This is a genomic window from Prevotella sp. S7-1-8 (assembly GCF_000758925.1).
GTDB lineage: Bacteria > Bacteroidota > Bacteroidia > Bacteroidales > Bacteroidaceae > Prevotella.
This window is the reverse complement of record NZ_JRNC01000042.1, coordinates 1-23,156: the sequence shown is the minus strand read 5'-3', so window position 1 is coordinate 23,156 and position 23,156 is coordinate 1. Positions and strand designations below refer to the sequence as shown.

The window sequence follows — 23,156 nt, the reverse complement described above, 5'->3', positions numbered from 1 at the left end:
TTTATTCAAAAAAAAAGGAGAAAAGTATTGCTTATTTAGAAAAAAAAAAAATACCTTTACGTGAATAATACTATAAACTATGAATCAAGGTAATGGCGACATAGACAAAACAGCGTGTAATCGTCTGTATTTCAAAGCAATCGCCACTTACATGCCTTTTTTCGTCATCTGTGTGACCAAAATTTATATTTTTCTGTATGCTTAAATTATTAAATTACTAAATTATGAAGAAGTTTTTATTATTCTCTCTGTTAATTCTTTCGACATACATGCCGGCAAATGCCCAGCTGAGAGTCGACTTCGGAACTTTCTCTTTTGGTGCCACGGCTAACCTCGGAGTTAGCAGCGACTACACAAATGCAGGCGTGGGACTGAGTATACAGAAATTTTTTGGCGATCAATTCAGGGCAAATGTCAACGGCAACTATTTCCTGCGTAACAACAGCCTGAGCATTATCGAGTTCGGAACCGACTTCCATTATGTCTTCCCTCTCACCAAGAAGCTGGGCGTTTATCCTATTGCCGGCATGGGGTATTCCATTTTGAATGTGAAAGGAAAATATCCCGACCTGTTGAAAATACCAGGAGCTGACCCAAGCGATGCCGATGAAACGGAAGGCAAAATATACTTAAATGCAGGTGCAGGCTGCGAATACTACATCAACGAGTCGTTGAAAGTCTTCGGCGAAGCGAAGTATCACTACGTTAGCGACTTCGGTCGCGCCCTCATCACTGCAGGCGTTGCCTATGTGTGGTGATTTGGGTTAAACGAAAATAGACTAAAAGAATCCTGCAAACATAGAAAATCCTAACGACTGATTTGGGATAAAATGAAAGAATAAAAACAATATATAAACATTTGAAATTATGAAAAAGTCAGCATTATTATTGTTTGCCTTGGTTACCGTTTTCATGTTCTCCGGCTGCGAAATCTACAGTATTGTGAAGGACATCACCGACAAAGAGGAAGGACGCATTACCACCACCGACGGCAAAGTACTCACTGGCAGGGTGGAGATGCCTAATGCCAACACTAAGAAACTCACCATCGTGACCGCCGACAAACAGAAGACGGTGCTTAATTGTGAGAACATCAAGGAGCTGGTAGTTTGGAAAAAGACCCACACAGACATAAAGCACGTTCTCCAGTATCTGCCATCCCACAAGTTAACAAATCCTAAAAAAGTGTGCAAACCACTATGGATGACATTGCTTACGAGTGGTCCCCACCTCAAAATTTATGCCTGCAGCTTCAATTATTCCATTCCTTCGAACGGCGTACTGAAGATATCAAGCGTAAAGGGAGGCGACATCCTGTACTACGCACTGAAGGAAGGCGAGACTGTTCCTTACGGAATTTATATGACCAGCAATAGCAAGCGTGCTGCGAGAGAGCGTTTCCAAGAATACCTGAGCGACGACCCAGTGCTCTGCAAGAAGCTGCAAGACGCGGAGATAAATCCGCTCGAATACGAAACAATAGCTCAAGAGTATAATCCTAATCGGTAGGCACATGCTGCAGACTGAATTGATATTATGACTACTCACATATCATTAAGAAAGATAAGACTGTCGCTGCTGTTTGCGGCGGCAGTCTTTTTTAGCAGCGAACTGAAGGCACAGATCATTCATATCGACCTGACCGGCGGAATACAATATTTCCCATCGATGACGAAAAAGATAGGTTGGGACTACAATTTGGGCGGTCGTCTGATCCTCAATGAGAAGTGGTTTCTCGGCACAATCATCCACGGCGGTTTCAGCAGAGGTCGCTACGACGGCATCTATGCCAGCGAACCGGCAAAGATACGGCACAATCGCGATGCATTTTTGTTTGGCATCGGTCCTGGATATGCGCACACTCTCTCCGACGGACTGCGTGCCACTGCTCAGCTGCTTGGCGGCTGGGGTTCCATAGAAACCATTGGCAACCCCAAACAGAAGGTGGTGGATGAAATAGAAGGGGATACTTTTAAGGGATTCTCTGCCGCCGCCGTGGTAGGCATTGAGAAGGAATTAAACGGTCCGACAGTAGGAGTTAATGTCACCACGCATTATATCGACGGCAAGATAATGCCCTCGCTGAACTTGAAGATAGGCTTTGACTTCGTGCTCTGACGTGCTGAACGTAGGCTGTTAAAGGCAGACCGAAACGGAGGAACTATAAAGTCGGGACAGACAATAAACCCAAATCTGTCATTAGGACGCGAGATGTCCCTCTTTCTTTATTTGCACGATGCTATTCTTCATCTTTGCATCTTCTTTTGCCTCTTTTCCTCCAACTTCTTGGTTGTTTAGCCCGCTAAACGCCCTCGAAGTTAAATGAAAAAAGACTAAAAGAATATTGCAAATATCGAAAATCCTAACGACTGATTTGGGATAAATCGAGCTAGCCCATAGGAAACATGATGCTCCTATGGGCTTTTCATTTTCTCTTAAAACAATACTGTCCTAAAAAAGTGTGTAAGATCCCATTAAAGTCTTATCTTTGTAATTATTACAAAAAAAATAAAAGACAAAGGACCTTACACAATTACAAATTTTGGAAATATTTCCAAAGAGACTTAAAGAGAGTCGGGATTTTGCTCTCTGATGAGCAAAATTATTAATTCTCTGACATATCGGAATAGAGAACACCGTGTGCTCGACCTTTCATTTTGCTCGACACCAGTTCTGTGTGGATCATTTCAAGCGGAATGCGCTCGTTGCAGTGAGTTATAAATACAAGCTACAGATGAGCCTAGAACTCAATGAACTCTTCGAAATGGAAGATTCTTCTTGTATATGTGCGCATGGTTACGAAAAATTGACTATCTTTGCCAAACGTTGGGGCAGTCGCTATCCGAGTATCAAACGCTTAAAGCATGAGCGCAACGCAGTCTACTTCACTTATCTATTCTTAGTATAGGCGAATGATCTACACCACGAATTGGAAAGAGCGCTTGAACCGATGTTACAAGCGAGTGCTGGAGATAAGGAACTCTATGCCATAAATGGTCTATTGACTTTTGAGGAAAATTGTTTTGGACAGAAGTGATTTGATAAATAAAATGAATAAAAGGATTTCTATCATCATTGTTTGCCTGTTTTTATCCGCGCATTTATTCGCGCAGAGGCTTTTTGTGCTGTGGGATAAAATAAATGACATTCCTGTAAGCAGGGCCAGTGTCTACACAACTTGCCAAGGGAAAGTGAAAAGCACATTCAGTGACCAACAGGGACGCGTGAGCTTGGATTTCACTTTTGACAGCCTTATAATATCACATATTAACTATCGGAAAGTATGCGTGAGGACGCTACCTGACACGTTGTTTCTGCGGCAGATGACACGAACGCTCCCAGAGATTGTGGTGAATTTTGCAGGGGAGCCTGCTTGGATCAGGCCAACGCTGAAGAATTTTGTCAAGCAGAAAGCGGCAAAATATAGGAACGATGGAGTGCAAAAGTATTACTACGAGACACAGAATATCGGTAATGCGATGTTGTACCATTTTGCGAGTAAAGGGCTGGTAAGAAAGAACGAATTATTTGAAATCCATCCCATGGAGAGCATCATAACTTTTAAGGATCAAACCGCAGGGTGTGATTACAGCAATCTGAAAAATACGCTTTATCATGATTTTGTTTCTGATATGGACGAGAAATTCGTAAAAGACCATATATTTTATATAGATGAGCAGACAGAAGGATTAGGGGATAATGTAGCGAAAATTCAATTCAAGTCAAAAAAACAATGGAAAGATTCGGGCTTTTTATGTATAGACACGGTAAGAAATGTAATACTTAGAGCTAAAAGATCCACGGGATTGGAGTACAACATGAAGAACCGAACAAATGCCTTTGTACGATCAACAGTTAATGTTTTTTACGGACATAAGTACAAAGATTGGCAGATAGACATAGAGGTGGAGTATCAGCAGCTAGGAAATTCTTACTATCTAAGTAATTGCCAATATGCCAATTACATACGGGAAGAGTTTGACAGCAAAAAGAGAAAAGGAGAGAATGTTTACAGCGTGACATCCATTTATAAAGCAAAGCCCTATCAAGAAAAATCCATAGACGACAAGACGGTGTATCTTATACTACCCAAACCTTTTGCGATGAAGAGCATTATGAGTAAAAAAGAAACAAAACAAGAAGAAAGTCTACAAAATATAAAGAAAGATTATCGTATCTATTGAAATGCCGTAACCAAGCGAGTGTCTTTCACCAATGACCATAAAAAATCTCCAACTCTTATGGGTTGGAGATTTTATATATGAGAGATTTTATAAAAAATCTATCGTTGTCTTATTTGTAAGCAATGCCTTACCGAAAGCATCCTTATCCCGCGGATTATTTCTCCTTGCTATCGGCAGTTTCTGCCGCTGACTCTTCGGCATCCGAAGTAATAGTTTGAGGTTTTTCCTCAGGTTTCGGAGTCTTGGTCTTAACAGGCTCTGTTTTGTTTTCGGTAGCGGCCGTGTCTGCGACATTCTCGCTGTCAGCAGACTTCTTGCTACGACGACTACGACGTGTCTTCTTCTCGGCCTTTGGTGTCTTGGCCATGTTCTCGTCAAAATCGACAAGCTCGATGAAAGCCATCTCGGCGGCGTCGCCCAAACGAGTGCCTAATTTGATAACACGGGTATAGCCTCCAGGACGATCCGCAACTTTTTCGGATACAGCTCCGAAGAGTTCCTTAACAGCATACTTGTCTTGCAAATAGCGGAACACCACGCGACGACTTGTTGTCGTGTCGTTTTTGGAACGCGTAATCAATGGCTCTACATATTTTTTAAGAGCTTTAGCCTTGGCGAGGGTCGTAGTGATTCTTTTGTGCATGATCAAGCTGCATGCCATGTTAGCAAGCATACTGGCTCGATGAGATGCAGTACGGCCCAGATGGTTAAATTTTTTGTTATGTCTCATTTTTTTGGTACTTGTTAAGGACAATCATATACGTATTCACAATGAGAGGTCACGCCTCACAAATGAACTACGATTTTATTCTTTGTCCAATTTGTATTTTGAAATATCAGTTCCAAATGATAGATTCAGACTCTCAAGCAAATCATCAAGCTCTGAGAGCGATTTCTTACCAAAATTGCGGAACTTCAAGAGATCGGTCTTATTATACTGTACAAGGTCGCCAAGTGTTTCAACATCGGCAGCCTTCAGACAATTAAGCGCACGAACACTAAGATTTAAATCAATCAACTTAGTCTTAAGTAATTGACGCATATGAAGCACTTCTTCATCAAACTCCTGGTTGCTGTCTTGGTCTGGATTTTCCAATGTAATCTTTTCGTCAGAGAACAACATGAAGTGATGAATAAGTATCTTCGCCGCTTCTTTGAGAGCATCTTTAGGATGTATGGAACCATCCGTAGTGACTTCTAAACAAAGCTTATCGTAATCGGTTTTTTGCTCAACACGAGTGGGCTCTATTTTATATTTCACATTACGGATAGGGGTGTAGATAGAATCAATGGGAAGTACATTTACATCCGTGCAGAACTGACGGTTCTCGTCCGCGAGAACATATCCACGACCTTTGTTGATAGTGAGATCAATCTGCATAGATGCCTTGGAGTCTAAATGACAAATCACCAAATCAGGATTTAACACTTCAAATCCAGTCAGATACTTACCAATATCACCTGCCTTGAATTCTGTGGAATTCTCTACGGTGATACTAACTTTCTCGTTCTCGAATTCTTCTACTACTTGTTTGAATCGAACTTGTTTGAGATTCAAAATGATGTTGGTTACATCTTCCTTTACACCCGGCACAGAAGAAAATTCATGCTCAACGCCTGCAATGCGCACAGTATTGATAGCAAAACCTTCCAAGGATGAAAGGAGGATGCGGCGCAAGGCGTTACCAATGGTTACACCAAAACCTGGCTCAAGAGGTGAGAACTCAAACTTTCCCAAACACTCCGTTGCCTCCAGCATCACAACTTTATCAGGTTTTTGAAATGCTAATATCGCCATTAATTTAATGATTTATTGTTTAGAGTACAACTCTACGATTAATTGTTCCTTTATATTCTCGGGAATATCCTCACGCTCGGGTACATGCAAAAATTTGCCACTCTTGGTATGCTCATCCCACTCAACCCAAGGATACTTGCTATGATTGAAACCCGCAAGAGCCTCACTTACGACTTCGAGAGATTTTGACTTCTCGCGAACGCCAATAACCTGACCTGGCTTAACGGAATATGAAGGAATACGAACAACTTGCCCGTCAACGATGATGTGTTTGTGATTAACTAACTGACGCGCAGCAGCACGAGTCGGGGCAATGCCCAAACGGTAAACAACATTATCCAAACGACTCTCAAGGAGCTGGAGAAGTACTTCACCTGTAATGCCGCCACTTTTAGCCGCCTTAACAAACAGGTTGCGGAATTGACGCTCCAACACACCGTAAGTGTATTTCGCTTTTTGTTTCTCCGCAAGCTGGAGACCATACTCAGACTGTTTGCGGCGACGATCATTTCCATGCTGCCCCGGAGGAAAATTACGCTTAGCGAGTACCTTATCCGGACCGAAAATGGGTTCGCCGAAACGGCGTGAAATTCGAGATTTAGGACCTATATATCTTGCCATAATATTTTATTATTTTAATCTATTGTATTTTGAATACACACTACTATACACGACGGCGTTTCGGAGGACGACATCCGTTGTGTGGAAGTGGAGTAACATCAATAATCTCCGTCACCTCTATTCCAGCGCCATGCACGGCACGAATAGCACTTTCACGACCGTTGCCAGGCCCCTTGACATAGGCTTTCACTTTACGCAAGCCTAAACCATAAGCCACCTTGGCACAATCCTCGGCCGCCACCTGAGCTGCATAAGGAGTATTCTTTTTGGAACCACGAAATCCCATCTTGCCCGCTGAAGACCAAGAAATAACCTGCCCCTCACTATTGGCAAGCGATACAATGATATTGTTGAATGAACTATGAACATGAAGCTGTCCCATTGCGTCCACTCTTACGTTTCTCTTTTTAGATGTTGCTTTTGTTTTTGCCATAATTAATTTCCTCCTATAAATTACTTAGTAGCCTTTTTCTTGTTAGCAACAGTCTTCTTTCTACCCTTACGGGTACGAGCATTATTCTTTGTGCTCTGTCCGCGAACGGGAAGACCATTACGATGACGAACGCCACGATAGCAGCCTATGTCCATCAAACGCTTGATACTCATTTGTACCTCCGAACGGAGATCACCTTCTACTTTGTAGCCTGCGCTGATAATTTCACGGATTTTAGCTGCTTGGTCATCTGACCATTCACTGACTTTAAGGTCACGGCTCACGCCGGCTTGATCCAATATCTTTGCTGAACTACTTCGACCTATACCATAAATATAGGTCAATGCGATTTCGCCACACTTGTTTTGGGGCAAATCTACTCCAACAATTCTTATTGCCATTTGTTGATTGAATAAAAAATTTTAAATGTTGAATTTGTCAAAAATCACACAAAGTTACTAATTAATTGCCGCAATTAGTACCTTTTGATAAATTTTAACATTAACCCTGGCGTAATTTGAACTTAGGGTTTTTCTTGTTAATGACGAACAGACGACCTTTTCGACGAACAATCTTACAGTCAGGTGTACGCTTCTTTAGTGATGCTCTTGTCTTCATATCCTTAAGCTATCTATTAATTAGTTTATTTGTATCTGAACTCTATTCTCCCCTTAGTCAAGTCATAGGGGCTCATAGCCACCTTCACTTTGTCTCCGGGAAGAATTTTTATGTAATGTAAACGCATCTTGCCAGAAATGTTCGCGATTATTTGAACTCCATTTTCAAGCTCAACACGAAACATAGCATTGGAAAGATTCTCTATTACCGTACCGTCTTGTTCTATTGCAGACTGTTTTGACATAAATATTGATTTCCTTCTTGTTTTTCTATTTCCTCAAACGTTGATAAAATCTCAAGCAAGACCTTTTCTGACTGCCACCGAACGACCAAAAGAGCAAGTAGTGTGCTATATTGCGCTTCAATGTCCCACTTACCGGAAAGCATCCAAACTTCGCCAGCGCCACCTTTTATCACCAATGACCCTTTAGCAATACACATTCACGCTTTAAGCATTATGCCACAGCGTCGAGCTCAATAATTGGCAAACTTGTTAACAGATGTGTAAATGGAGTCAAGAAAAGAACTACCGTATGGATTGGGAAAATTCTTAAACGTTAACTCGACTCCATGAACACAAGTATACCGCTCAGCAATTCTGTTAAGTTGAGGTGATGTAACACCAGGTTTGTATATCGTCCTACCTCCGCTAAAGTAGCGTCCACCAACCGGTTCGCATTCACATAAGGTCAATTTCATCTCCTGTCTTCAGAGAAATCTTCATCCAAAAGAGAAATTAATAGGCACTAACAGTGCCCCCTTGTCGAGTACGACCAGAATTTAACAGTCCGTCATAGTGACGCATAAGGAGGTAACTCTCTATTTGCTGAAGAGTGTCGATGACAACACCTACAGTGATCAGCAAAGAAGTACCGCCAAAGAACTGTGAAAACGCACTTTGAACATCCAGAAGTCCCGCAAGAGCTGGCATGACAGCTATAAACGCTATGAACAATGAACCAGGCAAAGTTATACGTGACATAACAACGTCAATGTAATCCGCCGTATCCTTTCCAGGTTTAACACCCGGAATGAAACCATTATTGCGCTTCATATCTTCGGCCATCTGAGTTGGATTTAGCGTGATGGCAGTATAAAAATATGTAAAAGCCACAATTAGGATAACATACACGATATTATACAACAAACTTCTGTTGTTCATCATGTCTCTAACCCACCAAGACGCTCCTTCCGCTTGATATTGAACTATCGCCAAAGGAATAAACATCAAAGCTTGAGCAAAAATAATGGGCATCACATTCGCAGCGAAAAGTTTTAGAGGGATATACTGGCGAGCGCCACCATACTGCTTATTGCCAACCAAACGCTTTGCATATTGCACTGGAACTTTCCTGGTTCCTTGAACCAAAAGAATAGCAGCACACACAACAGCGTATAGGATGAGTATCTCAACGATAAACATCACAAGTCCACCACCAGAAATGGCCGTAAATCGCGATGTAACCTCTTGCACGAAAGCCTGCGGCAATCGAGCAATAATACCAAGCATAATGACAAGAGATATGCCATTTCCAACTCCTTTGTCTGTAATACGCTCACCCAACCATAGAATGAACATACTTCCTGCTGCAAGGATAATCGTTGCCGGAATCATAAATACGCTCCAAGATATGCCACTGGCTAAAGCGCCACTGGCTTGCATCTTCAAGTTAATAAGATAACTCGGAGCTTGGAACAGTAGAATAGCTACCGTAAGAATACGAGTATACCACTGTATTTTTTTTTGGCCACTTTCACCTTCACGCTGCATTTTTTGAAAATAAGGCACAGCGACAGCAAGAAGTTGCATAACAATAGAAGCTGAGATATAAGGCATAATTCCAAGCGCAAATATGGATGCGTTAGAAAATGCTCCACCAGAGAACATGTCAAGCAGTGACATCAAGCCACCCGCCGTTTGCGACTGTAATTGGTCAAGTTTAGCTGGATCGATGCCTGGTAATACAACAAAAGATCCAAAACGGTATATAGCCGTAAACAAAAGAGTGACGAGAAGTCGCTGACGCAAATCCTCCACTCTCCAACAGTTCTTTAGTGTCTCAATTAACTTTTTCATTGTTAAATTATAGTTGTTTTCCCACCAACAGCTTTAATAGCCTCTTCCGCAGATCTTGAGAAAGCGTTAGCTTCTACTTCAAGTTTTGCTTTCAACTCGCCATTTCCAAGTATTTTGACAAGTTCCCTACCATTGGTTATGCGTGCATCAACAAGCTCCGCGATACCAATCTTGACAAGGGATTTCTCTTCCGCCAGTTTCTGAAGAACTGAAAGATTGACAGCCAAATATTCCTTGTGGTTAATGTTCTTAAAACCAGATTTTGGAACACGACGTTGCAAAGGCATCTGTCCACCCTCAAATCCGATCTTTCTCTTATAACCAGAACGAGACTTGGCTCCCTTGTGTCCACGGGTAGAGGTGCCACCCAGGCCCGAGCCGGTGCCGCGACCTATACGACGACGTGAATGAGTAGAACCCTCTGTTGGTTTCAAATTATTTAGTTTCATGATTTCGTCTGAATTATCTGAATTAAAACTTATTACTTGACTACTTCCACCAAATGGTGAACTTTGCGAACCATCCCCAAATTGCTGGGAGTGTCGTCAATTTCAACTACCTGAGAAATCTTACGTAGTCCCAAAGAACGAAGTGTCTTTTTTTGATCAACAGGATAACCAATGGCGCTCCTTATCTGCTTTACTTTTATAGTTGACATTGTATATTTCTCCTTGATTAACCGTTAAACACTTTCTCCATTGCGACTCCACGCTCTCCCGCTATTTGATAGGCATCACGCATTTCCGCCAATGCTTTAATAGTGGCCTTAACAAGGTTATGAGCATTTGTAGAGCCTTTAGACTTAGCTATCACATCGGTAATACCAGCGCTCACCAACACGGCGCGCATAGCACCACCTGCCTTTAGTCCGGTACCTTCTGCAGCAGGCTTAAGAAGTACTTGGGCTCCACCGTATTTTACCTCAACTTCATGAGGCACTGTACCCTTGAGGACGGGAACCTGAACTAAATTTTTCTTAGCGGCCTCAGTGCCTTTTGCGATCGCAGCAGTAACCTCACCCGCTTTTCCTAAACCATAGCCGATAACACCTTTGCCATCGCCCACTACGACAATGGCAGCGAAAGTGAAGGTACGACCACCCTTTGTAACTTTTGTTACACGGTTAATAGCAACTAAACGGTCTTTTAATTCAGCGTCACTATTTATATTTACTTTATTCATTGCCATATTCGTTTAAAAATTAAGACCAGCTTTACGTGCCGCATCCGCAAGTGCCTGCACACGACCATGATAAAGGTATCCATTTCTGTCAAAAACAACGGACTCCACTCCTGCGGCTTTAGCTTTCTGAGCAATCATTTCTCCAACCTTTTCGGCTTGCTCACTTTTGGGCAGTTTCTCCAATCCAAGAGATGACGCACAAGCCAAAGTATTGCCCTCCAAATCATTAATGACCTGAGCGTATATCTGCTTGTTAGAGCGGAAAACGCTAAGACGCGGTCTCTCTGCTGTTCCATTAACACTCTTGCGAATACGGAACTTTATCTTAATTCGTCTTTGTTCTTTCTTTGTTGTCATAATCATAAACTCTTAATAAAATTTACTTGGCAGCTGCTGTCTTACCAGACTTTCTACGAATAACTTCGCCCTTAAACAAGATACCCTTACCCTTATAAGGTTCAGGCTTACGGAAAGAACGAATTTTTGCACAAATCAAACCTAACAGCTGCTTGTCTGTACTTTGAAGAGTGATGACCGGACTTTGGTTTCTCTCAGACTTTGTTTCAACCTTGACCTCTTTCGGCAACTCCAAATAGATTGGGTGGGTATAGCCAAGTGAGAACTCTATAAGATTTCCTTGATTCGAAACACGGTAACCAACACCGACAAGTACAAGCTCTTTTGTGTAGCCCTCGCTAACGCCAACAACCATATTATTGATCAAAGAGCGGTACAAACCATGAAAAGCTTGTTTTTGTTTATAATCTACAGGGCTGCTCTCGTCAATTTCAAGAACAATTTGACCGTCGTTATTATTCAACTTAATAGAAGGGCTTATCTCTTGGGCAAGCTCTCCCTTGGGCCCCTTTACAGTAACGATATTACTTTTTTCATCGAAGCTAACCGTAACTCCCGATGGTATGCTAATTGGTAATTTTCCTATTCTAGACATATTCAAATCCTCCAATTAATAGATGTAGCAAAGAATCTCACCACCTATCTTTAAGTCGCGCGCTTCTTTGTCTGTCATTACACCTTGCGACGTGGATAAAATAGCGATACCCAGTCCATTAATTACTCTCGGCATGTCTTTGTATCCAGTATACATCCGTAAACCGGGAGAAGAGACGCGCTTCAAACACTTGATAGCATTTTGTTTTGATACAGGGTTATACTTCAATGCTACTTTAATAGTTCCCTGTGGTCCATCCTCAATAAACTTGTAGTTTAAGATGTAACCCTTTTCGAAGAGAATCTTTGTAATAGATTTCTTCATGTTTGACGCAGGAACCTCCACGACACGATGATGTGCCATAATCGCATTCCTCAATCTTGTCAGATAATCTGCTATTGGATCTGTCATAAATATAAAGTTTAATTAATCGGGACTACCCCGACAATATTAAAAATATCTTCCTATACAAATCAAGGTTGTTAGCGGTCCCACATGGCTAACAAGCCTTAACTATTCCGTAAAGATTCTACCAGCTTGCCTTTTTAACTCCGGGAATAAGTCCCTGTGACGCCATCTCGCGAAACTGGATACGAGAGATTCCAAATTGGCGAATGTACCCCTTTGGACGTCCCGTGATTTTGCAACGGTTGTGAAGACGAATGGGGTTCGCATTCTTTGGAATTGCCTGAAGCTTACGGGCAGCGTCATACGCCTCCGCAGGGTTTTCAGTAGTCGCGATAATCTTTTTTAAAGCCGCACGTTTCTCTGCATATCGAGCAACAAGTTTCTCACGCTTTACCTCGCGAGCTTTCATTGATTCTTTTGCCATATTACATTAATCGTTTTTAGCATTTTTAAAAGGAAGTCCGAAACCCTTCAGAAGCGCATAGCCCTCTTCGTCAGTTTTCGCAGAAGTTACAAACGTTATGTTCATACCCTGAATACGATCGATTTGATCTATATTGATTTCCGGGAAAATTATCTGCTCTGTCACGCCAAGCGTATAGTTGCCACGACCATCAAACTTAGTATTAACGCCCTTAAAGTCACGGATGCGAGGCAAGGCCACACGAACAAGTTTCTCAAGAAACTCATACATACGCTCGCGACGCAATGTAACCATGACTCCGATAGGCATTTTTTTACGAAGCTTAAAGTTTGCAATATCCTTCTTAGAATATGTAGTCACCGCTTTTTGACCGGCGATGGTACTGATCTCGTTGATAGCCACGTCGATAATCTTTTTATCTTGCGTAGCGTCACCCAGTCCCTGATTAATAACTATCTTCTCCAATACAGGTATTTGCATACTTGAGGAATAATTGAATTGCTTCTTCAGAGCAGGAGCAATCACATCCTTATATTGCTTTTTTAATTGTGCTGTATTCATTACTTAATTACCTCCCCTGATTTTTTTGCGATACGAATGACATTCTTGCCCTCATGCTTGATAGAAACACGAGTAGCCTTGCCACTCTTTGGGTCGACATGATTCAAATTAGATACATGTATTGGCGCCTCTTGCTTAATAATTCCTCCTTGAGGATACTTCGCCGATGGCTTGGTGCTTTTAGACACCATGTTGACACCTTCTACGATGGCGCGGTTATCATCAACCATAACCTTGAGCACCTTGCCGGTCTTACCCTTGTCCGCACCAGCAATGACAATCACGGTATCACCTTTTCTTATATGTAACTTACTCATTACTTTAATTTTTTATGTATTAAAGAACCTCAGGTGCTAAGGAAACCACTTTCATATTGATAGCACGCAACTCTCGAGCAACAGGACCAAAAATACGACTTCCGCGAAGCTCGCCCGCATTGTTTAACAACACGCAAGCATTGTCGTCGAAACGTATATAGGATCCATCTTGACGACGGATTTCTTTTTTTGTGCGAACAACCAAAGCTTTAGATACCGCACCCTTCTTCAAATCGCTGTTAGGAATAACGTTCTTGACAGAAACGACAATCACGTCACCAACACTCGCGTAACGGCGGCCGGTGCCTCCAAGTACACGAATGCACATGGCCTCACGCGCGCCACTGTTATCACATACTGTAAGTTTAGTTAATGCCTGTATCATAATTACTTAGCTTTTTCTACGATTTGTATTAATCTCCATCTCTTAGTACGAGAAAGAGGGCGCGTTTCCATAATTTGTACGGTATCGCCTACATGAGCTTCATTTTTCTCGTCATGAGCATGGTATTTCTTTGTCTTTTGGACAAATTTACCATAAATTGGGTGCTTCTCTTTAAACTTGGCAGCGATCACGATAGTCTTGTCCATCTTGTCGCTCACCACCACACCTTGTCTTACTTTTCTTAAATTTCTTGTTTCCATCTGTTTTTTTACTTAACAAGTTCTCTTTGACGAAGTACAGTTTTCATGCGTGCGACATCACGACGAACAGCTTTAATCTGCATCGGATTCTCAAGCGGAGTAACTTGATGGTTAAGCTTCATATTGTTCAAAGCTGCCTCGGTTTGCTCCAGCTTCTCGCGCAAGTCCTTGTCGGCGAGTTGTTTTATTTCTTCAATCTTCATAATTAAGCGTTTTTATCGTAATCACGTCTTACCACAAACTTGGTTTTAACAGGAAGTTTTTGAGCGGCAAGTCGAAGTGCCTCCTTGGCAATATCAAAACTTACGCCCTCTACTTCGAAAAGGATGCGTCCAGGGGTAACAGGCGCAACCCATCCAGCTGGGTCACCTTTACCTTTACCCATACGCACATCAGCAGGTTTGCGTGTGATTGGTTTATCCGGGAAGATACGTATCCACACTTGCCCCTCACGATTCATGTAACGGTTGACAGCTACACGCGCTGCCTCTATCTGGCGGCTATCAATCCATTTTGGCTCAAGCGTCTTGATGCCAAACGAACCGAAGACCAGTTGTGTGCCGCGGTGTGCGTTGCCTTTGTTGCCACGCCCATCTTGCGGCCTTCTATATTTTACTCTTTTCGGCTGTAACATAGTAACTTCTTCTTTTAACGGTTATTACTTCTTCTACGACCACCACGGCCTTGTCTTCCTAAGCCACGATTGCCACTCTGGCGTTCCTGAGAGAAGTTAGGCGCCAAGTCACGTTTTCCGTAAACCTCACCACGGCATATCCAAACCTTTATTCCAAGAAGACCCACTTTGGTCAACGCCTCTGTCTGGCAATAATCTATATCAGCGCGGAAAGTATGCAGAGGGGTGCGCCCTTCCTTGTACATTTCCTTCCTTGCCATTTCAGCGCCATTCAAACGTCCACTGATTTGGACCTTGATACCTTCCGCTCCAGCGCGCATTGTGTTTTGTATAGCCATTTTAATAGCGCGACGGTAAGCCATCATGTGCTCTATTTGGCTTGCTATGTTGTTAGCGACAATAGTAGCGTCAAGCTCAGGTTTCTTAACCTCGAAAATGTTGATTTGAATGTCCTTTTTATAAAGTTTCTTCAACTCTTCTTTCAGCTTGTCAACATCTTGACCACCTTTACCAATAACTATACCCGGACGGGCAGTACAAATAGTAATGGTAACCAATTTCAAAGTGCGCTCAATGACAATTCGAGAAACGCTGGCTTTTTCCAAGCGTTTGTTCAAATACTTGCGGATTGTTTTATCTTCTACGATATTTTCTCCGAAGCTCTTGCCACCAAACCAATTTGAATCCCAACCACGGATAATGCCGAGGCGATTGCTTATTGGATTAACTTTCTGTCCCATTCTATTTATTCTTTTACGTCGTTAGTTTTGGCATCAACAAAGAGTGTTACGTGGTTAGAACGTTTGCGTATTCTGTAGCCACGACCTTGTGGTGCTGGTCTCATACGTTTCATTGTGACACCTTCGTCAACGAAGACCTTACTTATATAGAGTTCACCATCTTCTGCCTTGCGCTCATTCTTCGTCTCCCAGTTTGCGATGGCAGAGCGCAGCAGTTTCTCCACATCGGCAGCGGCGTGCTTCTTGGAGAATCTCAACACTCCAAGGGCCCTGTTCACTTCCATCCCACGAATCATATCCACAACGTAGCGCATCTTGCGTGGAGAGGAGGGAACACCCTTTAGCTTGGCGAAGTATTGATTTTTGCGGGCTTCTTTTAATTTTTCAGCCGCGATATGTTTTCTTGCTCCCATTATTAATTTACTTGTTTAAAAAATCTTAGTCCCCTTTACTTTTTGTTATTACCGGAGTGACCGCCAAAACGGCGGGTAGGAGAAAACTCTCCGAGCTTATGACCTACCATGTTCTCAGTAATGTAAACAGGGATAAATTTATTTCCGTTATGAACTGCAACAGTGTGACCCACGAAATCCGGGGAAATCATTGAAGCTCTAGCCCATGTCTTTACAACATTTTTCTTTCCACTCTCGTTCATCGCAAGAATTTTTTTCTCAAGAGAAACATTGATATATGGACCTTTTTTAAGTGAACGACTCATAATTTTACTCTGATTATCTTAATTACTTCTTATTAGCTCTTTCAATAATATACTTGTTTGAAAGCTTCTTTGGCGCGCGAGTCTTGAGCCCCTTTGCGTACAATCCCTTACGAGAACGAGGATGCCCACCGGATTGGCGACCTTCACCACCACCCATTGGGTGATCCACAGGGTTCATAACGACGCCACGGTTGTGCGGGCGACGTCCCAGCCAACGGGAGCGTCCTGCCTTACCAGAGCGTTCCAATCCATGGTCTGAGTTGCCAACACTACCCACGGTAGCCTTGCAAGTAGAGAGAATTAAGCGTGTCTCTCCTGAAGGAAGTTTAATGACGCAATAGGCGCCATCACGAGAAGTTAACTGAGCAAAATTACCAGCCGAACGGACAAGCAGCGCACCCTGTCCTGGACGCAACTCAATATTATGAATCACGGTACCTACAGGAATGTTAGCCAATGGCAATGCATTTCCAACCTCGGGGGCTGCCTCAGCTCCCGACATCAAAGTTGCACCCACCTTCAGCCCGTTAGGAGCAATAATGTAACGTTTTTCACCATCTGCGTAGTACAACAGAGCAATTCGGGAAGATCTGTTAGGATCATACTCGATTGTCTTAACTACAGCAGGAACACCATCTTTCTCTCGCTTGAAGTCGATAAGACGATACTTCTGTCTATGACCGCCGCCTATGTAGCGCACAGTCATCTTGCCGGTGTTGTTTCGACCACCGGTCTTACGTTTTCCGTAAACGAGAGACTTCTCTGGCACGGATGCAGTAATTTCCTCGAACGTGCCAATAACCTTGTGTCTTTGTCCCGGTGTAACCGGTTTTAATTTACGTACTGCCATTTTTTATTTATAAATTGCTGTAAAAATCTATCGTATCGCCATCTTTCAAAGTGACGATAGCTTTCTTGAACGCGTTTTTTTGGCCTTTCACAAGACCAGCTTTTGTATAGCGGCTCGAACGCTTGCCCGAGTAGCGCGCCGTGTTCACATCCAACACCGTAACATTGTACAGGCTCTCTACCTCTTTTTTTATCTCGAGTTTATTAGCTTCGGGGCGAACCAGAAAACCGTAACGGCTGGGCTGTTTGTCTGTAATCTTGGTCATCTTCTCGGTGACCAGCGGTTTGATTATAAATGCCATAATTATAGTTCTCCTCTTTACTTGTTTAAGATATTGTCGATTGTCTTCAACGAACCTTCGGCCATGACAAGGACATCTGCATTCAAAATCTTGTACGTATTGATTGCATTTGCTGTCATAACTTCTGCCTTTTGAATATTACGAGCGGACAAATATACGTTTTTATTAACTTCTGGCAAAACCACAAGCGTCTTTTTGCCATCAACTTTGAGATTTTTAGCTATATTTATGAAATCTTTAGTCTTGGGGGAGGCCAAGTCAAAATCATCCACTACAATGATCGCATTTTCTTGAGCCTTATAAGATAACGCAGATTTGCGAGCAAGAACTTTAACTTTTTTGTTAAGTTTTATACTGTAATCGCGTGGCTGTGGACCAAACACACGAGCGCCACCCACCAATACAGGGGAGTTGATATCACCGCGACGCGCACCGCCACCACCTTTTTGACGACCGAGCTTACGGGTGGAACCCGAGCGTTCACTTCTTTCCTTAGTTTTAGCAGTTCCCTGACGCTGGCCAGCAAGATACCTCTTTACATCCAAGTAAATGACGTGAACGTTAGGCTCAATCCCAAAGATAGCCTCATTCAAGGTTACCTTTCTTCCAGTCTCTTGACCGTTGATATTTAAAACACTAACTTCCATTACTTTTCAATTAAAACAGTTGAACCATTGCAACCGGCAAAAGAACCTTTCACGATAAGGAGGTTCTGCTCCGGAATTACTTTTAACACCTTGAGGTTCTGCGTGGTAACACGATCGCCTCCCATTTGGCCACCCATGCGCATGCCCTTGAAGACCTTCGCTGGATAAGAGCAGGCGCCAATAGAACCCGGTTTACGAGCGCGGTCATCTTGGCCGTGTGTGCTTTGGCCCACACCACCAAATCCGTGACGTTTAACCACTCCTTGGAAACCTTTCCCCTTGGAGGTGCCAACCACGTCAACAAAATCAGCGTCAGCAAACAGTTCCACTGTAATGGTATCGCCGAGGTTGTACTCCTCGTCAAACTTGAACTCGGCCAAGTGCTTCTTTGGTGTTGTGCCCGCCTTCTTGAAAATTCCGGCCATGGGCTTGTTGGTTCTTTTTTCCTTAGCCTCGCCAAAACCAAGCTGAACGGCTTTGTAGCCATCTTTCTCCACGGTCTTGACCTGGGTTACAACACAAGGACCAGCTTCGATAACAGTGCACGGCACATTTTTACCGTCGGCACTGAACACGGATGTCATTCCGATTTTTTTTCCAATTAATCCTGGCATTTCAATAAATGTTTATTAAAGATATAAAAATTCTTTTTTGTGTATCCTAAATTTATTAGCTGCTATCAATCGCGACGCAAACTATACCTTGATTTCCACTTCCACGCCTGACGGCAACTCAAGTTTCATCAAAGAATCCACAGTTTTGCTTGTGGCGCTGTAGATGTCTATAAGACGCTTGTAAGAAGACAGCTGGAACTGCTCGCGCGCTTTTTTGTTAACAAACGTGGAACGGTTCACGGTGTAGACGCGTTTGTGCGTTGGCAATGGAATTGGGCCACTTACAATGGCTCCCGTACTCTTGACAGCCTTTACAATTTGCTCAGCCGATTTATCAACCAACTGATGGTCATAGCTTTTCAGCTTGATACGAATTTTTTGACTCATGTGTATTGTTATTGTTATTTATATGTCAAGGAGAGCTCCGCTTAAGAGTCGTTCGCTAAGCAGTGCTCTCCTGTCTTTGTTATTTCTTTAGTTCATCCAGCACTTGCTCCGCAAGAGACTGGGACAAAGGCGCGTGATGATCGTACTCCATGGAGCTCGTGGCGCGACCAGACGTAATGGTACGCAAAGCTGTCACATAGCCAAACATCTCTGACAATGGCACCATGGCTTTGACGATACGAGCGCCGCTACGAGCCTCGTCCATGCCTTGAACCATGCCACGACGCTTGTTCAAGTCGCCAATCACATCACCCATATTCTCCTCAGGCGTCACGACCTCCACTTTCATAATAGGCTCCATCAAGACAGGGCCTGCCTTTTGGCAAACGTTTCTGAAAGCAGCGTGAGCGGCGAGCTCGAACGAGAGTTGGTCAGAGTCCACTGGGTGGAAGCTGCCATCGACAAGCGTAACTTTCATGCCTGTCATTGGGAAACCGCCGAGGATACCGTTTTTCATAGAATCCTTGAAACCTTTTTCCACGGAGGGGATAAACTCCTTAGGCACGTTACCACCTTTGACCTCGTTCACGAACTGCAAGTCGCCTTCCGTGTAATCGGGATCTTTTGGCCCCACATTGACGATGATATCGGCAAATTTACCACGGCCGCCACTTTGCTTCTTGTAAACCTCGCGCCATGCGTCGACATTCTTGGTAATGGCCTCCTTGTAGTTAACCTGTGGCTTACCTTGGTTGCACTCAACCTTGAACTCACGTTTCAAACGGTCGATGATAATATCGAGGTGAAGCTCGCCCATACCGGAGATAATAGTCTGTCCACTTTGTTCATCTGTATGAACCGTGAACGTGGGATCCTCCTCTGACAACTTGGCAAGGCCATTATCAAGCTTGGCGACATCAGCCTGGCTTTTCGGCTCCACCGCGATGGAAATCACCGTGTCAGGGAATGTCATGGATTCCAAAACGATAGGTTTGTTCTCGTCGCAAAGGGTATCACCCGTACGAATGTCCTTAAAGCCTACGCCCGCTCCGATATCGCCGGCGTCAATGCTATCCATAGGGATTTCTTGGTGAGAGTTCATTTGGAACAACCGGCTGATGCGCTCGCGTTTTCCCGTGCGTGGATTGTAAACATACGAGCCAGCCACCACTTTACCGGAGTACACGCGGAAATATACCAAACGCCCCATAAATGGGTCTGTGGCAATCTTGAACGCCAAAGCGGCCGTGGGTGCTTGCTCGCTGGGCTTGCGATCCTCTTCTTGGTCGTTTTCCGGGTTCGTGCCGATAATGTTCTCGGTGTCAAGAGGCGAGGGCAAGAACGCGCAAATATAATCAAGCAATGGCTGCACGCCTTTGTTCTTATACGAGGACCCCAACAGCATAGGCGTGCATTCCATTGCGATACATCCTTTGCGGATGGCCTTGATTAATTCTTCCTCCGTGATCGTGGAAGCGTCCTCAAGGTATTTCTCCATCAAGCCATCGTCATAGTTGGCGGCGCCCTCGAGGAGCTTGTCGCGCCACTCGGCGGCCTCGTCCGCGAGCTCTGCCGGTATATCCTCCTCGTCATATTCCGCGCCCATCGTCTCGTCGTGCCAGAGCACGGCTTTCATCTTGATAAGGTCCACCACGCCCTTGAAGTTCTCCTCCGCGCCAATTGGTATTTGAATGGCGATAGGATTTGCGCCCAAAACATCTTTCATCTGGCGCACGGTCTCGAAGAAGTCCGCGCCCGAGCGGTCCATCTTGTTAACATATCCTATACGGGGAACGTTGTATTTGTCCGCCTGGCGCCACACCGTCTCACTCTGGGGCTGAACGCCATCCGCCGCCGAATATGTGGCGACCGCGCCGTCGAGCACGCGCAAGGAGCGTTCCACCTCGGCGGTAAAGTCAACGTGACCCGGAGTGTCAATCAAGTTTATCTTGAAAGATTTGCCATTCCAGTTCCAGTTACAAGTAGTGGCAGCGGATGTTATCGTGATGCCACGCTCCTGCTCCTGCGCCATCCAGTCCATCGTAGCCGCTCCGTCATGCACCTCGCCTATTTTGTGAGTCTTGCCTGTATAGAACAGTATACGCTCGGACGTTGTTGTCTTGCCGGCATCGATGTGAGCCATAATACCGATATTGCGAGTCAAATGTAAATCGCGATTTGCCATTGTCTTATTATCCTTTAAAATACCTTGATTAGAACCGGAAGTGAGCGAACGCACGGTTGGCCTCGGCCATACGGTGCATATCCTCCTTGCGCTTGTAGGCGCCACCCTGGTTATTGTATGCGTCCATTATCTCCGCGGCCAATTTTTCAGCCATGCTCTTGCCACCGCGTTTGCGCGCGAAAGAAATCATATTCTTCATCGACACGCTCTCTTTGCGATCCGCGCGTATCTCCGTAGGAACTTGGAACGTGGCCCCACCTATACGGCGGCTCTTCACCTCCACCATAGGGGTGATATTGTCGAGCGCTTGCTTCCATATCTCAAGCGGAGACTTCTCTTCTTTTTCTGACTTTGTCTTTACAATGTCAAGAGCCTTGTAGAAAATGTCATACGAGGTGTTTTTCTTGCCATCATACATCAAGTGGTTCACAAACTTGGAGACCTTTTGGTCGCCAAACACCGGATCCGGGAGGATCACACGCTTCTTTGGTTTTGCTTTTCTCATTTCTTTATTAACTCTATTCTGCCTGGGGCTGTCATCGTTTGTTCTTCAACGCCCTCTCTCGGGCATTTACTCAACCATCTTTAACTTCTCCAGCAAAACTAAATAAAATAAACTTCTTAAAGAGCCTCGAGTCCTTGGCCGTTAAAATTTAACGATTGCCCCCGACTCTCAGCATTGATTTCTTTACTTCTTGGCTTTTGGACGCTTGGCTCCATACTTGGAACGACGCTGCGTGCGGTTTGCCACGCCCGCGGTGTCCAGAGAGCCACGCACGATGTGATAACGCACACCGGGAAGATCTTTTACACGACCACCGCGCACCAAAACGATCGAGTGCTCTTGAAGATTGTGGCCTTCTCCCGGTATATAGGAGTTCACTTCCTTCTGGTTTGTTAAACGAACACGGGCAACCTTGCGCATTGCCGAATTAGGCTTCTTAGGCGTTGTTGTGTAAACGCGGACGCAAACCCCGCGGCGCTGTGGACATCCGTCCAGGGCCGGAGACTTGCTTTGCTCCTTCAAAACGCTTCTGCCTTTACGTACCAATTGTTGAATTGTAGGCATAATTTAATTGTTTAATTTATATATTTATTATTTGAAATCAATGCATTACGGGCGAGCGAGCACTACATGCCCACTTGACATATATATACAATACACCCGTTTCGGGGTGCAAAGGTACGAAGAATACATGGAAAACTTCACCCTATTGGAAACAAAATAAAACATATCGCCTTGATTTATGATTATTTAACACAATGACAACATCATCCCTCAATCCTACAACATAACAACAGAAGCGCGAGATGGCATGCCCTTGCTTTTAAAACGCGCGTGTAAAAAAACACGACAAAACAGCTTATGAGAATGGCTTGTTTTGAAGAAAGAAGCATGACGGACGCAAACAAGCGAGAAACGAGACCATTTCGCAGATTGCAGTGTGTCAGCGCCTTACATGGATATCTATAAAATTTGCAAGACATTGACACAAGCTGACTTTACGATCAGGGGCTAATGCCGCCGCGAATGACCGCTAAAGGCACGCCGGCAAAGGCTCAATGGCCGCGCCTTTCGGTCCGAAACGCATGGCCAATAAACGCCAATGGCAAAAGATGCCGCGCGAAACAGCTGGGAAAACGCGCGGGCAAAGCGAGATGCACGTTCAAAAATTCGCTAACGGGGCACAATCAACGCCACCTGTTTTTTTGATATAAAATTGACAAAACAGTCGCGAGTCTTTCTTTGGCGGGCGATGCCTTGGCAGCAGGCTCACGTTCGCGACAATCGTCATCGCGACACGTGGGCAACGGCGACCGGCTTGCGCGGAGCATGCCGTGGCAACGGTCACGGCGGGC

Annotated in this window: 39 protein-coding genes; 5 read left to right on the top strand and 34 right to left on the bottom strand. The window is 44.1% G+C overall.

Features of this window, described 5'->3' with window-relative positions:
* Positions 1-269 precede the first annotated feature (269 nt).
* From HMPREF1640_RS07435 to HMPREF1640_RS07415, 5 genes are all read left to right on the top strand, one after another.
* Positions 270-758: an outer membrane beta-barrel protein gene (locus tag HMPREF1640_RS07435; protein WP_036893635.1), complete on the top strand. Its 489-nt coding sequence runs from the start codon at positions 270-272 to the stop codon at positions 756-758.
* A gap of 109 nt (positions 759-867) precedes the next feature.
* Positions 868-1,509 carry a hypothetical protein gene (locus HMPREF1640_RS07430; RefSeq protein WP_156098750.1) on the top strand — a complete coding sequence of 214 codons (642 nt, stop codon included), beginning with the start codon at positions 868-870 and terminating at the stop codon, positions 1,507-1,509.
* Positions 1,510-1,536: 27 nt separating this feature from the next.
* A complete protein-coding gene (locus HMPREF1640_RS07425) occupies positions 1,537-2,118 on the top strand; it encodes a hypothetical protein (protein ID WP_156098749.1) in 582 nt (193 codons plus the stop codon).
* Between the two features lie 502 nt (positions 2,119-2,620).
* Positions 2,621-2,908, top strand: a complete 288-nt coding sequence (locus tag HMPREF1640_RS13930) for a transposase (protein ID WP_156098751.1) — start codon at positions 2,621-2,623, stop codon at positions 2,906-2,908.
* 142 nt (positions 2,909-3,050) lie between these two features.
* Complete coding sequence (locus tag HMPREF1640_RS07415; RefSeq protein ID WP_036893631.1) at positions 3,051-4,184, top strand: hypothetical protein; 1,134 nt, start codon at positions 3,051-3,053, stop codon at positions 4,182-4,184.
* A 154-nt stretch (positions 4,185-4,338) separates the two neighbouring features.
* Here HMPREF1640_RS07415 and rplQ read toward each other — a convergent pair whose 3' ends face one another.
* From rplQ to HMPREF1640_RS13700, 34 genes are all read right to left on the bottom strand, one after another.
* A complete protein-coding gene (gene rplQ / locus HMPREF1640_RS07410; protein WP_036893630.1) occupies positions 4,339-4,914 on the bottom strand; it encodes a 50S ribosomal protein L17 in 576 nt (191 codons plus the stop codon).
* Positions 4,915-4,989: 75 nt separating this feature from the next.
* Complete coding sequence (locus HMPREF1640_RS07405; RefSeq protein ID WP_036893629.1) at positions 4,990-5,982, bottom strand: DNA-directed RNA polymerase subunit alpha; 993 nt, start codon at positions 5,980-5,982, stop codon at positions 4,990-4,992.
* Positions 5,983-5,994: 12 nt separating this feature from the next.
* On the bottom strand, positions 5,995-6,603 hold the full coding sequence (gene rpsD, locus HMPREF1640_RS07400; RefSeq protein ID WP_036893628.1) for a 30S ribosomal protein S4: 609 nt from the start codon (positions 6,601-6,603) through the stop codon (positions 5,995-5,997).
* 43 nt (positions 6,604-6,646) lie between these two features.
* On the bottom strand, positions 6,647-7,036 hold the full coding sequence (rpsK, locus tag HMPREF1640_RS07395; protein ID WP_036893627.1) for a 30S ribosomal protein S11: 390 nt from the start codon (positions 7,034-7,036) through the stop codon (positions 6,647-6,649).
* Between the two features lie 20 nt (positions 7,037-7,056).
* Positions 7,057-7,437 (bottom strand): 30S ribosomal protein S13, encoded by a 381-nt coding sequence (gene rpsM, locus HMPREF1640_RS07390; RefSeq protein ID WP_036893626.1) that lies wholly within the window; start codon positions 7,435-7,437, stop codon positions 7,057-7,059.
* Positions 7,438-7,537: 100 nt separating this feature from the next.
* Complete coding sequence (gene ykgO / locus HMPREF1640_RS12810; RefSeq protein WP_004350205.1) at positions 7,538-7,654, bottom strand: type B 50S ribosomal protein L36; 117 nt, start codon at positions 7,652-7,654, stop codon at positions 7,538-7,540.
* A 25-nt stretch (positions 7,655-7,679) separates the two neighbouring features.
* Positions 7,680-7,898, bottom strand: coding sequence for a translation initiation factor IF-1 (gene infA / locus HMPREF1640_RS07385; protein ID WP_036893625.1), 219 nt, complete (start codon positions 7,896-7,898; stop codon positions 7,680-7,682).
* Positions 7,877-8,095, bottom strand: a complete 219-nt coding sequence (locus HMPREF1640_RS13705) for a hypothetical protein (protein WP_036893624.1) — start codon at positions 8,093-8,095, stop codon at positions 7,877-7,879. Before HMPREF1640_RS13705 ends, infA begins: the two co-directional genes overlap by 22 nt.
* 295 nt (positions 8,096-8,390) lie before the next feature.
* The gene (secY, locus tag HMPREF1640_RS07375) at positions 8,391-9,731 is read right to left on the bottom strand and encodes a preprotein translocase subunit SecY (RefSeq protein ID WP_036893622.1); all 1,341 of its coding nucleotides are present in this window, start codon (positions 9,729-9,731) and stop codon (positions 8,391-8,393) included.
* Positions 9,732-9,733: 2 nt separating this feature from the next.
* Positions 9,734-10,180 (bottom strand): 50S ribosomal protein L15, encoded by a 447-nt coding sequence (gene rplO, locus HMPREF1640_RS07370; RefSeq protein ID WP_036893621.1) that lies wholly within the window; start codon positions 10,178-10,180, stop codon positions 9,734-9,736.
* A gap of 32 nt (positions 10,181-10,212) precedes the next feature.
* On the bottom strand, positions 10,213-10,389 hold the full coding sequence (rpmD, locus tag HMPREF1640_RS12805) for a 50S ribosomal protein L30 (protein ID WP_081935310.1): 177 nt from the start codon (positions 10,387-10,389) through the stop codon (positions 10,213-10,215).
* A 17-nt stretch (positions 10,390-10,406) separates the two neighbouring features.
* Positions 10,407-10,919 carry a 30S ribosomal protein S5 gene (gene rpsE / locus HMPREF1640_RS07365; protein ID WP_036893620.1) on the bottom strand — a complete coding sequence of 171 codons (513 nt, stop codon included), beginning with the start codon at positions 10,917-10,919 and terminating at the stop codon, positions 10,407-10,409.
* A 6-nt stretch (positions 10,920-10,925) separates the two neighbouring features.
* Positions 10,926-11,270, bottom strand: a complete 345-nt coding sequence (rplR, locus tag HMPREF1640_RS07360) for a 50S ribosomal protein L18 (RefSeq protein ID WP_036893637.1) — start codon at positions 11,268-11,270, stop codon at positions 10,926-10,928.
* Between the two features lie 22 nt (positions 11,271-11,292).
* Positions 11,293-11,865 carry a 50S ribosomal protein L6 gene (gene rplF, locus HMPREF1640_RS07355; protein WP_036893636.1) on the bottom strand — a complete coding sequence of 191 codons (573 nt, stop codon included), beginning with the start codon at positions 11,863-11,865 and terminating at the stop codon, positions 11,293-11,295.
* Between the two features lie 15 nt (positions 11,866-11,880).
* Entirely contained in the window at positions 11,881-12,276 is a 396-nt protein-coding gene (gene rpsH / locus HMPREF1640_RS07350) for a 30S ribosomal protein S8 (RefSeq protein WP_036893619.1), read from the bottom strand.
* A gap of 118 nt (positions 12,277-12,394) precedes the next feature.
* Entirely contained in the window at positions 12,395-12,697 is a 303-nt protein-coding gene (gene rpsN / locus HMPREF1640_RS07345) for a 30S ribosomal protein S14 (protein ID WP_036893618.1), read from the bottom strand.
* A 6-nt stretch (positions 12,698-12,703) separates the two neighbouring features.
* Positions 12,704-13,258: a 50S ribosomal protein L5 gene (rplE, locus tag HMPREF1640_RS07340; RefSeq protein WP_036893617.1), complete on the bottom strand. Its 555-nt coding sequence runs from the start codon at positions 13,256-13,258 to the stop codon at positions 12,704-12,706.
* Entirely contained in the window at positions 13,258-13,575 is a 318-nt protein-coding gene (rplX, locus tag HMPREF1640_RS07335) for a 50S ribosomal protein L24 (RefSeq protein WP_036893616.1), read from the bottom strand. Before rplX ends, rplE begins: the two co-directional genes overlap by 1 nt.
* A gap of 19 nt (positions 13,576-13,594) precedes the next feature.
* Entirely contained in the window at positions 13,595-13,960 is a 366-nt protein-coding gene (rplN, locus tag HMPREF1640_RS07330; protein ID WP_036893615.1) for a 50S ribosomal protein L14, read from the bottom strand.
* A 2-nt stretch (positions 13,961-13,962) separates the two neighbouring features.
* The gene (gene rpsQ / locus HMPREF1640_RS07325) at positions 13,963-14,220 is read right to left on the bottom strand and encodes a 30S ribosomal protein S17 (RefSeq protein ID WP_036893613.1); all 258 of its coding nucleotides are present in this window, start codon (positions 14,218-14,220) and stop codon (positions 13,963-13,965) included.
* Between the two features lie 8 nt (positions 14,221-14,228).
* On the bottom strand, positions 14,229-14,423 hold the full coding sequence (rpmC, locus tag HMPREF1640_RS07320) for a 50S ribosomal protein L29 (RefSeq protein ID WP_036893611.1): 195 nt from the start codon (positions 14,421-14,423) through the stop codon (positions 14,229-14,231).
* Positions 14,424-14,425: 2 nt separating this feature from the next.
* Positions 14,426-14,854 carry a 50S ribosomal protein L16 gene (gene rplP / locus HMPREF1640_RS07315; RefSeq protein ID WP_036893610.1) on the bottom strand — a complete coding sequence of 143 codons (429 nt, stop codon included), beginning with the start codon at positions 14,852-14,854 and terminating at the stop codon, positions 14,426-14,428.
* A 14-nt stretch (positions 14,855-14,868) separates the two neighbouring features.
* A complete protein-coding gene (gene rpsC / locus HMPREF1640_RS07310; RefSeq protein WP_036893608.1) occupies positions 14,869-15,594 on the bottom strand; it encodes a 30S ribosomal protein S3 in 726 nt (241 codons plus the stop codon).
* A 5-nt stretch (positions 15,595-15,599) separates the two neighbouring features.
* Positions 15,600-16,007, bottom strand: a complete 408-nt coding sequence (gene rplV / locus HMPREF1640_RS07305; RefSeq protein WP_036893607.1) for a 50S ribosomal protein L22 — start codon at positions 16,005-16,007, stop codon at positions 15,600-15,602.
* Between the two features lie 35 nt (positions 16,008-16,042).
* Positions 16,043-16,312 carry a 30S ribosomal protein S19 gene (rpsS, locus tag HMPREF1640_RS07300; protein ID WP_036893606.1) on the bottom strand — a complete coding sequence of 90 codons (270 nt, stop codon included), beginning with the start codon at positions 16,310-16,312 and terminating at the stop codon, positions 16,043-16,045.
* A gap of 22 nt (positions 16,313-16,334) precedes the next feature.
* Positions 16,335-17,162: a 50S ribosomal protein L2 gene (rplB, locus tag HMPREF1640_RS07295; protein ID WP_036893605.1), complete on the bottom strand. Its 828-nt coding sequence runs from the start codon at positions 17,160-17,162 to the stop codon at positions 16,335-16,337.
* A gap of 7 nt (positions 17,163-17,169) precedes the next feature.
* Positions 17,170-17,463, bottom strand: a complete 294-nt coding sequence (gene rplW, locus HMPREF1640_RS07290) for a 50S ribosomal protein L23 (RefSeq protein ID WP_036893604.1) — start codon at positions 17,461-17,463, stop codon at positions 17,170-17,172.
* Positions 17,464-17,480: 17 nt separating this feature from the next.
* Entirely contained in the window at positions 17,481-18,110 is a 630-nt protein-coding gene (gene rplD / locus HMPREF1640_RS07285; protein WP_036893603.1) for a 50S ribosomal protein L4, read from the bottom strand.
* Positions 18,110-18,724, bottom strand: coding sequence for a 50S ribosomal protein L3 (gene rplC / locus HMPREF1640_RS07280; RefSeq protein ID WP_036893602.1), 615 nt, complete (start codon positions 18,722-18,724; stop codon positions 18,110-18,112). The genes rplD and rplC overlap by 1 nt, the downstream gene beginning before the upstream one ends.
* An 81-nt stretch (positions 18,725-18,805) precedes the next feature.
* Positions 18,806-19,111 (bottom strand): 30S ribosomal protein S10, encoded by a 306-nt coding sequence (rpsJ, locus tag HMPREF1640_RS07275; RefSeq protein ID WP_036893600.1) that lies wholly within the window; start codon positions 19,109-19,111, stop codon positions 18,806-18,808.
* A gap of 79 nt (positions 19,112-19,190) precedes the next feature.
* Positions 19,191-21,296 carry an elongation factor G gene (gene fusA / locus HMPREF1640_RS07270; protein WP_036893599.1) on the bottom strand — a complete coding sequence of 702 codons (2,106 nt, stop codon included), beginning with the start codon at positions 21,294-21,296 and terminating at the stop codon, positions 19,191-19,193.
* A gap of 28 nt (positions 21,297-21,324) precedes the next feature.
* Positions 21,325-21,801, bottom strand: coding sequence for a 30S ribosomal protein S7 (gene rpsG / locus HMPREF1640_RS07265; RefSeq protein WP_036893598.1), 477 nt, complete (start codon positions 21,799-21,801; stop codon positions 21,325-21,327).
* Positions 21,802-21,984: 183 nt separating this feature from the next.
* The gene (gene rpsL / locus HMPREF1640_RS07260) at positions 21,985-22,365 is read right to left on the bottom strand and encodes a 30S ribosomal protein S12 (protein ID WP_036893596.1); all 381 of its coding nucleotides are present in this window, start codon (positions 22,363-22,365) and stop codon (positions 21,985-21,987) included.
* A gap of 598 nt (positions 22,366-22,963) precedes the next feature.
* On the bottom strand, positions 22,964-23,156 hold a 193-nt coding region (locus HMPREF1640_RS13700; RefSeq protein ID WP_231565863.1), incomplete at its 5' end, for a hypothetical protein.